This is a genomic window from Sphingomonas sp. (genome assembly GCF_035944535.1).
GTDB lineage: Bacteria > Pseudomonadota > Alphaproteobacteria > Sphingomonadales > Sphingomonadaceae > Sphingomonas_B.
This window is the reverse complement of record NZ_DASZBC010000006.1, coordinates 377460-391126: the sequence shown is the minus strand read 5'-3', so window position 1 is coordinate 391126 and position 13667 is coordinate 377460. Positions and strand designations below refer to the sequence as shown.

Annotated in this window: 12 protein-coding genes and 1 pseudogene; 10 read left to right on the top strand and 3 right to left on the bottom strand. The window is 65.4% G+C overall.

The features are described from left to right. Window positions 1-9 precede the first annotated feature (9 nt). Both gap and tkt read right to left on the bottom strand, forming a co-directional pair. Window positions 10-1017 carry a type I glyceraldehyde-3-phosphate dehydrogenase gene (gene gap, locus VGT77_RS06730; protein WP_327460822.1) on the bottom strand — a complete coding sequence of 336 codons (1008 nt, stop codon included), beginning with the start codon at window positions 1015-1017 and terminating at the stop codon, window positions 10-12. A gap of 116 nt (window positions 1018-1133) precedes the next feature. Next, window positions 1134-3104, bottom strand: coding sequence for a transketolase (gene tkt, locus VGT77_RS06725; RefSeq protein ID WP_327460820.1), 1971 nt, complete (start codon window positions 3102-3104; stop codon window positions 1134-1136). A 140-nt stretch (window positions 3105-3244) separates the two neighbouring features. Here tkt and VGT77_RS06720 point away from each other — a divergent pair, with 140 nt between their 5' ends. The 3 genes from VGT77_RS06720 (at window position 3245) to VGT77_RS06710 (ending at window position 4505) form a co-directional block, all read left to right on the top strand. Beyond that, window positions 3245-3436: a hypothetical protein gene (locus tag VGT77_RS06720; RefSeq protein ID WP_327460818.1), complete on the top strand. Its 192-nt coding sequence runs from the start codon at window positions 3245-3247 to the stop codon at window positions 3434-3436. Between the two features lie 25 nt (window positions 3437-3461). Next, a complete protein-coding gene (locus tag VGT77_RS06715) occupies window positions 3462-3785 on the top strand; it encodes a cell division protein ZapA (RefSeq protein WP_327460816.1) in 324 nt (107 codons plus the stop codon). Between the two features lie 204 nt (window positions 3786-3989). Next, window positions 3990-4505, top strand: coding sequence for a PepSY-associated TM helix domain-containing protein (locus VGT77_RS06710; protein WP_327460814.1), 516 nt, complete (start codon window positions 3990-3992; stop codon window positions 4503-4505). On the opposite strand, the gene VGT77_RS06705 is transcribed toward VGT77_RS06710, so the two are convergent. Beyond that, window positions 4506-5381: an SPOR domain-containing protein gene (locus tag VGT77_RS06705; RefSeq protein ID WP_327460812.1), complete on the bottom strand. Its 876-nt coding sequence runs from the start codon at window positions 5379-5381 to the stop codon at window positions 4506-4508. It lies immediately after the preceding gene. A gap of 5 nt (window positions 5382-5386) precedes the next feature. On the opposite strand from VGT77_RS06705, the gene VGT77_RS06700 reads away from it, so the two are divergent. The 7 genes and pseudogenes from VGT77_RS06700 (at window position 5387) to VGT77_RS06670 (ending at window position 13665) form a co-directional block, all read left to right on the top strand. Next, window positions 5387-6289, top strand: coding sequence for a histone deacetylase (locus VGT77_RS06700; protein WP_327460810.1), 903 nt, complete (start codon window positions 5387-5389; stop codon window positions 6287-6289). Window positions 6290-6373: 84 nt separating this feature from the next. Next, entirely contained in the window at window positions 6374-8248 is a 1875-nt protein-coding gene (locus VGT77_RS06695; protein ID WP_327460808.1) for a 2-oxoacid:acceptor oxidoreductase subunit alpha, read from the top strand. 75 nt (window positions 8249-8323) lie between these two features. Then, complete coding sequence (locus VGT77_RS06690; protein WP_327460806.1) at window positions 8324-9358, top strand: 2-oxoacid:ferredoxin oxidoreductase subunit beta; 1035 nt, start codon at window positions 8324-8326, stop codon at window positions 9356-9358. A gap of 45 nt (window positions 9359-9403) precedes the next feature. After that, window positions 9404-9798, top strand: a pseudogene (locus tag VGT77_RS15605) (GxxExxY protein). 40 nt (window positions 9799-9838) lie between these two features. Beyond that, on the top strand, window positions 9839-11218 hold the full coding sequence (locus VGT77_RS06680; protein WP_414713363.1) for a cryptochrome/photolyase family protein: 1380 nt from the start codon (window positions 9839-9841) through the stop codon (window positions 11216-11218). Between the two features lie 10 nt (window positions 11219-11228). Then, a complete protein-coding gene (locus VGT77_RS06675; RefSeq protein WP_327460804.1) occupies window positions 11229-12494 on the top strand; it encodes a cyclopropane-fatty-acyl-phospholipid synthase family protein in 1266 nt (421 codons plus the stop codon). Window position 12495: 1 nt separating this feature from the next. Further along, window positions 12496-13665, top strand: coding sequence for a serine hydrolase domain-containing protein (locus VGT77_RS06670; protein WP_327460803.1), 1170 nt, complete (start codon window positions 12496-12498; stop codon window positions 13663-13665). Window positions 13666-13667 lie beyond the last annotated feature (2 nt).

Sequence of the window (13667 nt, the reverse complement as noted above, 5' to 3'; positions counted from 1 at the left end):
GCAGCATCTTTACCCCAAGCGCGCCATCGCGGTCGCCGTGTCGACCATGCGGTTGGAGAAGCCCCACTCATTGTCGTACCAGCTGACGACGCGGACGAGCTTGCCGTCGATCACGGCGGTTTCCAGGCTATCGACAGTCGACGATGCTGGCGTGTGCATCAGGTCGATCGAAACGAGCGGCTCGTCGGTGTAATCGAGCACGCCCTTGAGCGCGCCTTCCGCAGCCGCCTTCAGCAGCTGATTGACTTCTTCCTTCGTCGTGTCGCGCTTGGGCGTGAAGGTCAGGTCAACCAGGGACACGTCCGGCACCGGCACCCGAATGGCGGAGCCGTCGAGCTTGCCCTTAAGCTCCGGCAGCACCTCGCCGACGGCGCGGGCGGCGCCGGTGGTGGTCGGGATCATCGACATCGCCGCGGCGCGGGCGCGGCGCAGGTCGGAGTGGATCTGGTCGAGGATCTTCTGGTCGTTGGTGTAGGCGTGGACCGTCGTCATCAGGCCCCGTTCGATGCCGATCGAATCGTTCAGCACCTTGGCGACCGGCGCCAGGCAGTTGGTGGTGCAGGAAGCGTTGGACACGATCGTGTGCCCGGCCTCGAGCTTGTCATGGTTGACGCCATAGACGACGGTCAGGTCGACTCCCTTGCCCGGCGCCGAGATCAGCACCTTCTTCGCGCCGGCCGCGATGTGCTTCTCGCACGCCGCACGATCGGTAAAGAAGCCGGTGCATTCCAGCACCAGATCGACGCCATTGTCCTTGTGCGGCAGGTTGGCCGGATCCTTCTCTGCTGTGACGCGGATGCGCTTGCCGTCAATCACCAGGTCATTGCCGTCGGCCGCCACTTCGCCCGGATACTTGCCATGCACGGAGTCGCGCTTGAACAGCCAGGCGTTCGATTTGGCATCGGCTAGGTCGTTGATCGTGACCAGCTCCAGCTCACTCCCGCCGCGCTCCAGCATCGCTCGTGCGACGAGGCGGCCGATGCGGCCGAATCCGTTGATGGCAACTCTGACGGTCATTCACGTTCCTCCAAACCAACTCCGCTCGGCCTGAGCTTGTCGAAGGCCTGTTCTTGTTCTTCGCCCGGCAAAGAAGAACAGGGCTTCGACGGGCTCAGCCCGGACGGGAAAAAGCCTCATCCTTGTTTCAATCGCTCCAAGACTTTGGGCGCGATCGAGTCGGGGGCGAGCCCGAAATGCTTGTAGAGGTCGGCCGCGGGCGCCGACGCGCCGAAGCCGTCGATGCCGAAGTTCAGGCCGTCCGGCCCGGTAAACCGTTCCCAGCCCAGAGTCGTTCCGGCCTCGATAGAGACCTTGAGCGCGACGGCTGGCAGCAGCTCCGCGCGATATTCCGCCGGCTGGGCCATGAAGAGTTCCCAGCTCGGCATCGACACCACATCCGCGCCGACTCCTTCGGCTTCCAGGCGCTCCCGAACGCTGACCGCGACCTCGACTTCCGAACCACTTGCGATCAGCACCACGCGCCGCGGCTTTTCCGCCTGCTGCAGGCGATAGCCGCCCTTCGCTGCCTCCATTCTTCCGCTGGTACGAAGCTGGGGCAGGTTCTGCCGGCTCAGTGCGAGCACCGTCGGCCCATCCTTGCGCCGGACCGCGAGCGACCAGCATTCCGCCGTCTCGACCGCATCGCAAGGGCGATAGACATGGAGGTTGGGGATCAGTCTGAGGCTGGTCAGATGCTCGACCGGCTGGTGGGTCGGCCCATCCTCGCCGAGCCCGATCGAATCGTGCGTCAGCACGTAGATCACCCGCACCCGCTGCAGGGCGGAGAGGCGGATGGCATTCCGCATATAGTCGGCGAACACGAGGAATGTGCCGCCATAGGGTATGACGCCGCCGTGCAACGCCATCCCGTTCATGGCCGCCGCCATCCCGAACTCGCGAATGCCGTAATAGAGATAGCGGCCCGAATAGTCGTCGCGCGTCAGCGGCTTGGTTGCCGCCGTCTTGGTGTTGTTCGAGCCAGTCAGGTCCGCCGATCCGCCGACCAACTCGGGGATGACGACGGTCATCGCTTCCAATGCCATCTCGGACGCCTTCCGCGTCGCGACCTTCTGCGGGTTGGCGAGCAGGCTCTCGAGATAGGCATTGCGCTTTTCGTCGCCGCCCGGAAGGCCGCCGCGCATCCGCCGCTCGAACTCGTCGCGCTGGGAATGCCCGCTTAGGCGCGCGGTCCATTCGCTCCGGACCGCTTCCCCGCGCTTGCCCGCCTGCAACCAGGCGTCGCGGATCGGCTCGGGCACCACGAATGGCTCGTCGGTCCAGCCGAGCGTCTGGCGCGCGGCCGCGACCTCCTCGGCACCCAGCGGCGAACCGTGCGTCTTGGAAGTACCCTGCTTGTTCGGAGCGCCCTTGCCGATGATCGTGCGGCAGCCGATCAGCGACGGCCGCGGATCGGCCAGCGCTTCGTCGATCGCGCGACGAATGTCCGCCGGATTATGGCCGTCGCAGGCGACGAAATGCCAGCCCGACGCCTGATAGCGCGCGCCAATGTCCTCGCTGGTCGACAGCTCGGTGCCGCCGTCGATGGTAATGCGGTTATCGTCCCAGAAGACGATCAGCCGGCCAAGCCCCAGATGCCCGGCAAGGCCGACAGCTTCGTGGTTGATGCCTTCCTGCAGACACCCGTCGCCGGCGATCACCCAGGTGCGGTGATCGACCAGATCGTCGCCGAAGGTCGCGTTCAGATGACGCTCGGCAATGGCCATGCCGACCGCCATGGCAAAGCCCTGTCCCAGCGGCCCTGTCGTGCACTCCACACCAGGCAGCTCGAAATTCTCGGGGTGTCCGGCGCAAGGCGAACCCAGCTGGCGGAAATTGCGGATGTCCTCGATGGTCGGCCGCGCATAGCCGGTCAGGTGCAGCAGCGCGTAGATCAGCATCGATCCATGACCCGCCGACAGCACGAAGCGGTCGCGATCGGCCCAGCCGGGCTCTGCGGAATCGAACTTCAGATATTCCGTGAATAACACGGTCGCCACGTCGGCCATGCCCATCGGCATGCCGGGGTGACCCGAGTTCGCCGCTTCGACTGCATCCATGGCCAAGGCGCGGATCGCATTGGCGAGCTGATCGTGCGAAACGGTCATGTGCGGTCCCGGGGACGTGAAGGAACGAACGCTTGAGTCGCGTCCAGGCGCGGGTGCTTTGCGTCCTTCGCTGCGGTGCGTCAACCGCTGGGCTAGCCGCCAAGTTTGCGCCGGAGCTTATCCGTGCTAGTTAAGATTCCGTGGCAAATGATCGGCTCGCCAAGGCAATCAAGCGGCTCGACGCTGCGCTCGTCCGGGTCGAGCGCGCGTCCGAGCGCGTCGCCGCCAAGCCGGACCCTGAGTTCGCCCGGCTGGCGCAGCGGCACGCGCGACTGAGGGAGCGGGCGCAGGAAGCGATCCGAGCCATCGACCGGCTGACGGGCACAGCCTGAAGCCGAAGCTGATCGCGGGGGGAAGATGGCCGAAGTGACGATCGAAGTCGGCGGGCGCCGCTATGACGTAGCCTGCCGGGACGGTGAGGAAGAGCAGCTCCGCCATCTCGCCCGCCTGTTCGACGAAAAGGCGAACCAGGCGCGCGCCGCGGTCGGCGGGGTCAACGAGGCGCGGCAGCTGCTGATCGCCGGACTGCTGCTGGCGGACGAGTTACAGGACATGCGCAACGCTTCCCATGCGCCACTGTCCGAAGACGCCGACGCGGCGCTGGCCGGCGCCGTCGAGCAGCTCGCCAGCCGGGTCGAAACACTTGCCGAACATCTTGAGAGCCGGGCCGCCAGCGCCTAGATTGAAGGCGACGGGTACTGCTTGGTGCGAGCCTCAGCATTATCCCTGGGCCGATTACGAATCCTCGGGGGCTGTCCCTGGCCGGACCCTGGTCCGATCCATATGGTCCCCACCTGACGTTTGGGCGTCAGAGGATATTCCTGGCCAACGGCCTATGCGGTCCCGTCACTTCCGCCCTTTGCCCGGCTCTGTTAGGCGTCGCGCGTGTCCGCCGCCCGCCTGTTCCGCAAGATTCATTATTGGGCGTCGCTGCCCCTCTTCCTGACCATCTTCCTGATCGCGCTCACCGGTGCGACGCTGGCGCTCAAGAAGGATGTCGCGGCGCTGCAGCCGCCGACGCGCGACGGGACGCGTCCGGGAGACCTGTCGCGGCCGGTCGCCGATCTGGTTGCCGCGGTTCGGACGGTGCCGCGCTATGGCGGCGTCGATTGGCAGGAAGTGGAGCGGATCGACATCCGTCCTGGCGATGGCATTGCCAAGGTCATCCTCCACGACCGCACCGAAGTTCAGGTGGACCTTGCGACCGGCCGCGCGCTGCAGGTCGGCTACCGCACCTCCGACTGGCTGGAGACGATTCACGATTTCAGCTTCCTCGGCGGCTGGGCCAAATATCTCTTCTCGTTTGGATCGGGCCTGGTGTTGCTGCTGATGGCCGGCACCGGCGTCTATCTGTTCCTGCTGCCCATGCTCGCACGACGCGGCAAGCGCCGCGGCCGATAATCAGCCTCTCCTGCGGACTTCCAGGCAGTCGCGATTGCGCCGGCGCTGCTCCGCGCAAAAGCGCCTTGCGGCCGTACGGGAAGGGAATGGTTCGATGCGGAGCCGGGTCAATGCTCCGTCTTTCGGGAAGGAAGCGTGCAACTGCGCCTGTGTTTCCCCCTTGATGGTCCGCCACATCCGCTGAGCATTGGCGGGCACTGAAAAGGCTCCGAGCTGCACCTGCCAAGACGACCTCACCGAATCGACTTGGATTGCTGGCTTCGGAACTCCCGGCTTGACCGGCGCGACGGTGACGATCTCGTAAGGACGCCGAACTTCCGGCTCCGCAGCCGAAGCGCTCTTCATGACCGCCAGAGCCTCGATCGCCGCCGGCAGACCGGACTTGGCGGCCCGCGTCATCCAGAGTCTCGCCTGAGCGGGATCACCCGGCACGATCTTGCCCGCAAAATAGATCGTCCCCAGCGCATATTGCGCGCGGGCGTCGCCGCGCTCCGCCGCCGGCCGCAGCCAGGGCAGCGCCTCCTGCCCCTTACCGTCCTGATACAGCACCAGTCCGAGTTCGGCGCCTGCGCGCTCATGACCGAGCTGCGCCGCCTTTGTCAGCCAGCGCGCCGCTTCGCTGGTGTCGAGCGGCACGCCGTCTCCAAGCTTATAGGCTCTTCCGAGCACGAACGCGGCCTCCCGGTCGCCCGACTGGGCGCTGCGGATCAGCTGTTCCTTCGACAGCGGGCTTGTTTCACCAGGCTGAGCGGCCATGACAGCGAGGATCAAGGCCAGCGAGCGCGCCTTGCGGAAGCTCCCACCCGCCATGATCTGCAGCTTGATCGTCGAGCTCTCCCGCTCCTCGTCGCTGCTCCGCCGAAAGGCTAGGCTCACCTTTGATGCTCCATATCGTTCATCACCCAGGCTATCTCACTGCGCCGCCGCCGTCAGGTGGATTTCCGGCGAGCAAATATCATCTTCTGATCCAAGAGCTGGACGGGCTCCCCGCACCTCAGCAGCGTCACCAGCCGGAGCCGATGCCGCGTAACTGGCTCGATGCCGTGCATGATCCCGCCTATGTCGCCGAGGTGCTCGCTTCTGCCGTGCCGCCCGAGAAGGAGCGCCGCATCGGCTTTCCGGTGACGGAGCTCGTCTCTCGCCGTGCCCAGCTGACGCCCGGCGGCACCTGGCTGGCGGCGAGGCTGGCGCTGGAACATGGCTATGCCGCGAACACGGCCGGCGGCAGCCACCATGCGCTACACGACACGGGCGCCGGCTATTGCGTGTTCAACGATCTCGCCCTCGCCGCGCATCGGCTGCTCGCGGACGGGGACGTACGGCGTGTCCTCATCGTCGATGTCGACGTGCATCAGGGCGACGGCACCGCTTCTCTCCTCGCGGGCCGGGAGGCTGCCGCTACTTACTCGATCCATGCCGAAAAGAACTTCCCCGCACGGAAGGCGCGCTCGTCCTTGGATGTGCCGCTCCCTGACGGTACAGGCGACCAGGCCTATCTGGAGGCCCTCGCCACGACCCTGCCACCCATGATGGAGCGGGTTCGCCCGGACCTGATCCTCTACCAGGGCGGCGTCGACCCGCATGCCGACGACAGGCTCGGCCGCCTCGCGCTCACTGACGAGGGGCTAACAGAGCGCGACCGCTTCGTAGCCACCCTCGCCCGCCGCCACGGCATCCCCCTCGCGAGCACGCCAGGCGGCGGCTATGGACTGGACAAGGCGGTGATCGCAAGGCGTCATGCCAGCACGATCACCACTCTTTATGAGGCGATGTTCGAAGCTTGATTGCGCTTGGCCGCAGATTTTCTACATTGGCCCGATAGCCCCGGCGACCTACCTCGCCCGCTCTGACAGCGTAGGACAGACACAATGGCCACAGCCGCCCATCAGCTTACTCACGAGGAGGCGAGCGCACACCCGCCTGCCGAAAGCGTGGTCGTGCGCTTCGCGGGCGACTCCGGCGACGGCATGCAGCTGACGGGCGGCCAGTTCACGCTCTCGACCGCACTCGCCGGCAACGATCTCGCGACCTTCCCCGACTTCCCCGCCGAGATCCGAGCGCCGCAGGGCACGACCTTCGGCGTCTCCGCGTTCCAGATCAACTTCGGCTCGACCGACATCGAGACCGCCGGCGACGCGCCCGACGTGCTGGTGGCGATGAACCCTGCCGCGCTGAAGGTGAACGTCAACCAGCTGAAGGACGGCGGGCTGATCATCGCCGACGAAGGCGAGTTCGGCGCCCGCAACCTCGCCAAGGCCGGCTATGAGACCAACCCGCTTGAGGACGACAGCCTCGGCCGTTGGCAATTGCTCAAGTTCAACATCTCGCAGCTGACCCTCGACGCCGTGAAGCCGTTCGGGCTCGGCAACAAGGAAGCCTTGCGTTGCAAGAACATGTGGACGCTGGGTCTGGCGCTCTGGATGTTCGACCGCGATCGCGAGCCGCTGATCCAATGGCTCAAGGAAAAGTTCGCCAAGGCGCCGACGCTCGCCGAAGCGAACATCGCCGCGCTCAATGCCGGCCATGCCTATGGCGAGACCGCCGAACTCGCGGGCCCGCTCAAGCAGCACCATATCGCCGCCGCGCCTGCGGAGCCCGGGCTGTACCGCACCGTTACCGGCGCTGAATCCATCTCGCTCGGCCTCGTCGCGGGCGCGCAGCTTGCCGGGCTGCCGATGTTCTTCGGCGGTTATCCTATCACGCCGGCCTCCGCGATCCTCCACCATCTGTCGCGGCTGAAGGAATATGACGTCACCACCTTCCAGGCGGAGGACGAGATCGCGGCGATCTGCTCGGCCATCGGCGCGTCTTATGCGGGCAAACTCGGCGTCACGTCGTCGTCCGGTCCCGGCATTGCGCTGAAGGGCGAGGCGATGGGCCTGGCGATCATCACCGAGCTGCCGCTGGTAATCGTCAATTCGCAGCGCGGCGGCCCCTCTACGGGCCTGCCCACCAAGACCGAGCAATCCGACCTCTACCAGGCCGTCTATGGCCGCAATGGCGATGCGCCGATGCCGGTGATCGCCGCCCGCTCGCCCGCCGACGCCTTCGACTGTGCGATCGAGGCTGTGCGTATCGCAACGCGCTACATGACGCCGGTCATGCTGCTGACCGACGGCTATATCGCGAACGCCGCCGAGCCCTGGCGCGTGCCCGACATGAGCGGCTACACGCCCTTTCCCGTCCAGTTCCTGGAACAAGCGCCCGAAGGTGGCTTCCAGCCCTATGCGCGTGACGAGAAGCTCGCCCGCCCCTGGGTCAAACCCGGCACGCCCGGTCTGCTCCACCGGATCGGCGGCATCGAGAAGGCCAATCTCACCGGCAACATCGATTACTCGCCCGCCAACCACCAGCTGATGACCGACTTGCGTTCCGAGAAGGTGCTGGGCATTGCCGACGACATTCCGGACCAGGAAGTCACATTGGGCGAGGAAGGCGGCAAGCTCGCGATCGTCGGCTGGGGCTCGACCTTTGGCCCCATCCACCAGGCCGTCCGCCGCCAGCGCATGCGCGGCCGCGACGTTCATCACATCCACATGCGCCACATCTGGCCGATGCCGAGGAATTTGGGTGTCCTACTCAAGGGCTATGAGCGTATCCTCGTGCCCGAGATGAACACCGGCCAGCTGAAAACCGTGTTGCGCGACCAGTTCCTTGTCGACGCCAAGCCACTGAACAAGGTCTCCGGCCAGCCGTTCCGCATCTCGGAGATTGAAGACGCTATCGAACGGGCGCTGGCGTGAAGGTTCACGATCTTCACGTGTCGCACACGTCACGTCTCGTGACCTTTGTTACCTTTATGAAGTTCGGGTGATCCGATGAACGACATGACTCCCATCAAGACGACCATCAAAGACTGGGAGACGGACCAGGAAGTCCGCTGGTGCCCGGGCTGCGGAGACTATGCGATCCTGAAGGCCGTGCAGCGGACAATGCCGGAAATCGGCGCCGATCCGGCCAAGACGGTGTTCGTGTCGGGCATCGGCTGCTCCAGCCGCTTCCCCTATTACATGGAAACCTACGGCTTCCACACGATCCACGGCCGGGCGCCGGCGTTCGCGACCGGCATCAAGCTGGCCAATCCGGAACTCGACGTGTGGATCATCACCGGCGACGGCGACGCGCTTTCGATCGGCGGCAACCACACGATGCACCTGCTCCGCCGCAATCTCGATTGTCAGATCCTGCTGTTCAACAACGAGATCTACGGCCTCACCAAGGGCCAATATTCGCCGACCAGCCGCGTCGGCACCCGCTCGCCCTCCACGCCGTTCGGCTCGGTCGACCGGCCGGCGAGCCCCTGCAGCTTTGCGCTCGGCTCGGGCGCGCGGTTCATCGGACGGGGCATCGACGTGCACAAGAACCTGCCGGCGGTGCTCAAGGCCGCACACGCGCACAAGGGAGCGAGCTTCGTCGAGATTTTCCAGAACTGCATCGTCTACAACGATGACGTATTCGCGCCCTTCACCGAGAAGGCGAATGCCGCGAACGCGCAGCTGTGGCTGGAGCATGGCGCCCCGATGCTGTTCGCGAACGGTACGCGGGGCTTGAGCCTCAACCGCGACGAACTCCGACTCGAAGTCGTCGAAGTGGCGGACGGCGACTGGCAAGGCGCGGGCGTGATCGTGCACGACCAGACCAACAAGGGCATCGCCCAGATGCTGATCGACATGGAACAGTCGGCCGGCTTCCCGGTCGCCCTGGGCGTCATCTACAACCACCCCCGCCCCACCTTCGAACGCGCCGTCGTCGAACAGGAACGCGCCGCCGCCGAGGGCAAGAAGCCCGACCTGCAGAAGCTCGTAGCGAAGGGGCAAACCTGGATGGTCGAAAAACAGCCCCACGAGATCTGAAGAAAAGGTTGTTCTCACAAAGAGCACAAAGGGCACGAAGCGATCATGCGCGACGTTGAGGGTTTAGCGCGCGTCGCCGTCGATTGTGGGCTGAAGCTTCATCAGACGCTCGGTCCGGGCCTGCTGGAGGCCGCATACGAAGCATGCCTGGCTCATGACCTCGCATGCGAGGTCTGGCTATAGAGAGACAGCGAACGATCCCAATCTACTATGACGGTGTTCAGGTGGATGCCGGTTTCCGAGCCGACCTGCTGGTCGAGAACACACTTTTGATCGAGCTGAAATCAACCGAACGGATTGCCCCGGTCCACACAAAACAAGTGCTAACCTATCTGAGGCTGATGAGGCTTCCGCTCGGGCTGCTGATGAACTGTGGAGCGGAGACCTTCAAGGAAGGCTGCCGGCGCGTGGCGAACGATTATTTTGCCGAGCACCGATGAACCTTCGTGCCCTTCGTGCTCTTTGTGAGAACAACCTTTTCTGGAGAGAAATCTGAGGGACACCGCGACCATCCTCTGGCTGCGGCAGGATCTGCGGCTGGCAGACCAGGCGGCGCTGATTGCGGCGGCTGAGCAAGGGCCTGTCATCCCGCTCTACGTGCTAGATGACGAGACGCCCGATCAGTGGCGGATCGGTGGTGCGCAGCGTTGGTGGTTGCACCATAGCCTTGCTGCGCTCGATCGGGCACTGCGGGCGAAAGGGTCCAGGCTAATCCTGCGGCGGGGGCGTGCAGCGGAGGTCGTCGCGCAGGTGGCAGCGGAGGCCCACGCCGCCTCGGTCCACGCTCTCCGCCACTATGAACCCTGGTGGCTTGAGGCGGAACGGGAGTTGGCGGCGACGCTTGAGCTGGTGCTGCACGACGGTAACCAGCTTGCTCCGCCCGATGCAGTGCGGACCGGTAGCGGCGGTTTCTTCAAGATCTACACGCCCTTTTGGCGCGCTCTCTCGGCGATGATGCCGCCGGCCGAGCCACTCCCCGCTCCGGAGCGCATTCCAGCGCCCGAGCACTGGCCGAAGAGCGATGCGCTCGACGATTGGGGGCTGCTTCCCGTGCGGCCCAACTGGGCATCGAAGTTCGACGAGTTCTGGGCACCCGGCGAGACGGGGGCGCAGGACGCACTCGACAGCTTCGCCGACAAGGTCGGGCGCTATCACGAGGCACGCAACCTGCCGTCGGAGCCCGGCAGTTCGCAACTCTCACCGTACCTGCACTTTGGCGAGATCCCCCCCGCTCAGGTGTGGCACCGTCTGGATCAAGCAGGCGCAGGACTCGACACCTTTCGCAGCGAACTCGGTTGGCGCGACTTCACCACCGGTGTGATCGCCCGATCACCTGACTATTCGGCCCAACACGGCCGCGACACCTTCGATCGGTTCCCGTGGAGAACCGGTAAGGCCGCCCAAGCCGATCTGCGCGCCTGGCAGCAAGGCCGCACCGGCTATCCGATCGTCGATGCCGGCATGCGCCAGCTCTGGTCCATCGGCTGGATGCACAACCGCGTTCGGATGATCGCCGCGTCCTTCCTCGTCAAACACCTGCTGATCGATTGGCGCGAAGGCGCGCGCTGGTTCTGGGACACGCTCGTGGACGCCGACTACGGTAACAACAGCGTCAACTGGCAATGGGTCGCCGGCACCGGCGTCGACTCGAGCCAGTTCGTTCGCATTATGGCCCCGCTCGTCCAGTCGGAGAAATTCGGCGCCGCAGACTATATCCGCCGCTGGGTGCCGGAACTGGCGCATCTTCCCGACGCCCACATCCACGACCCGCCGGAGCCGGTCGCCGGCTATCCCGAAAAGCTGATCGGTCACCGCGAGGCGCGGGAGCGGGCGCTGGCGGCGGCGCGGTCGCTCCGCTAGTCTCCACCGCATGACGGCTCACCCGCCCGATCGCGGCCGGCAATTCCGCTCCGGACAGCCTTCGAACGGCTTCTGGATGAGGATGGTCGCCGCGCCCTTTCACCGCGCGCTCGACCGCATCGACGCCGGGCTTCATCAGGGCGCGATCGAGGCGTGGCTGCCCGATGGCAGCTACCGAATTCTCGGCGGCCGGGGCGCGGGACCCGTCTGCGAAGTCGAGCTGAAGAGCTGGCGGGCGCTGATCCGCCTCTCACGCGACGGGTCGGTCGGCTGGTATCAGAGCTGGGCCGCGGGCGAATGGTCGAGCCCCGATCCGGTGCCTCTGTTCGACCTGTTCATGCGCAATGCCGTAACGCTTGGTGATGCGGCGCGTGCACGGGGCCTCAGCCGCTGGACGAAGAAGCTGCGCCACTGGCTGCGCGACAATTCACCGAGCCGCGCCCGCAAGAACATCGCCTACCACTACGATCTCGGCAACGACTTCTATGCCGAGTGGCTGGACGAGACGATGACCTACTCGTCCGCGCTTTTCCAGGAGCCGATCAGTGCCGACGAGGAGCTCGCCTATGCTCAGCTCAACAAGGTCCGCGCACTGCTCGACCGTCTCGAGCTGAAGCCGGACCAGCACCTGCTGGAGATTGGCTGCGGCTGGGGCACGCTCGCCGATATCGCCGCCGACGAATATGGCGCCAACGTCACCGCGCTGACCCTGTCAGAAGAGCAGCGGGACCATGCGCTCGATCTCAACCGCTGCAACGTCGCTGCCGGTCGCGTACGCATCCAGCTGCGCGACTATCGCGAGGTGCGCGAGCAGTATGACGCGATTGCCAGCGTCGAGATGGTGGAAGCCGTCGGCCAGCGCTGGTGGCTGGCCTATCTGCAGACGATCGCGGCCGCGCTAAGGCCCGGCGGACGCGCTGCCATCCAGTATATCGCGATCGAGGATGCGCTGTTCGAGGATTATGCCGCGAGCGCCGACTTCATCCAGACCTATGTCTTTCCGGGCGGCATGCTGCTGTCGGAAAGCCGCTTCCGCCGCATCGCCGAAGCCGCCGGCCTCAGCTGGACCGACCAGCGCGACTTCGGCCTCCATTATGCCGAGACGCTCAAGCGTTGGCGCGAGCGCTTTGACTTGGCCGCCGCCGAGGGACGGCTGCCGGCTGGCTTCGACCAAAGCTTCGTCAATCTATGGCGCTATTATCTGATGTACTGTGAAGGCGGCTTTCGCGGCGGCGGCATCCGCGTCGCGCAAGTCACGCTGATCAAGGGGGAGTGAGATGAGGAAGTTGGTGCTGCTTGCCGCGGCCACATTGCTCGCCTGCGGCCCCGCGCCGGCGCAGAGGCAAGGGCCGGTCAAGCTCACCGCCGACAATTCGGACCGCATCCGCCAGGCTGGTGGCGAGATATTGTTCTGGGATCAAGCCCAGCGCGACCGCAACTTTCCGGCGATGGAGAAGCTCTTCCCCGGCACGATCGCTCAGGCGCCGCGCCGGCCCATCCCGCTCCGCGCCGGCAAGCCGCTTCGGCTCGAAGGCGTCGAGACCTTCATGGCGGCGAACAACACAGCGGGGCTTATCATAGTGCAGGACGGCCGCATCAGGCTGGAGCGTTATGCCCGAGGTTATTCGCGGAAGGGCCGGTACACCAGCTTCTCCGTGGCGAAGTCGCTCACCTCCACCCTGGTCGGCGCAGCCGTTCGCGACGGCTTCATCAAGTCGGTCGACGATCCGGTCACCCGCTACATCCCCGCACTGGCCGGCAGCGCCTATGAGGGCGTCACGGTCCGCCAGGTGCTGACCATGACCTCCGGCGTCAAATGGAACGAGGACTATACCGACCCGAACTCCGACGTCGCGCGGATGTATGCCAAACCCGTGCCGTCCGGCGTTGATCCCACCGTCGCCTATCTCCGCACCCTGACGCGCGAGGCGGCGCCCGGCAGCAAATGGGTTTACAAGACCGGCGAGACCAACCTGATCGGCGTGCTCGTCACCAAGGTCACGGGCAAGAGCCTGACCGACTATGCCGAAGGGAAGATCTGGCGCCCGTTCGGCATGGAGCGGCCGCTGTTCTGGATGATCGATCAGTCAGGCCAAAATATCGGCGGCTGCTGCCTCTCGGCCTCTCTTCGGGACTATGCCCGTATCGGCCTGTTCGCGCTCGGCGGCGGCAAGGGCGTGGTGCCTGAAGGCTGGTTTGCGGACGCGACCAAGGCGTGGTCGCCAATCGGAAGCGGCCGTGGCTATGGCTATCAATGGTGGATCGAGCCCGAAGGCTCGTTCCAGGCCCAGGGCATTTTCGGCCAGATGATCCATGTCGATCCGAGCCGCCGGCTTGTCATCGCCCTCTCGAGCGCATGGCCCCGCGCCACCGGCCGCGACCTGTCCGTCGCCCGCGCCGAGTTCGTCCAGCGGATTAAGGCCGCCATCGACGCCGAACGACGGTAGGA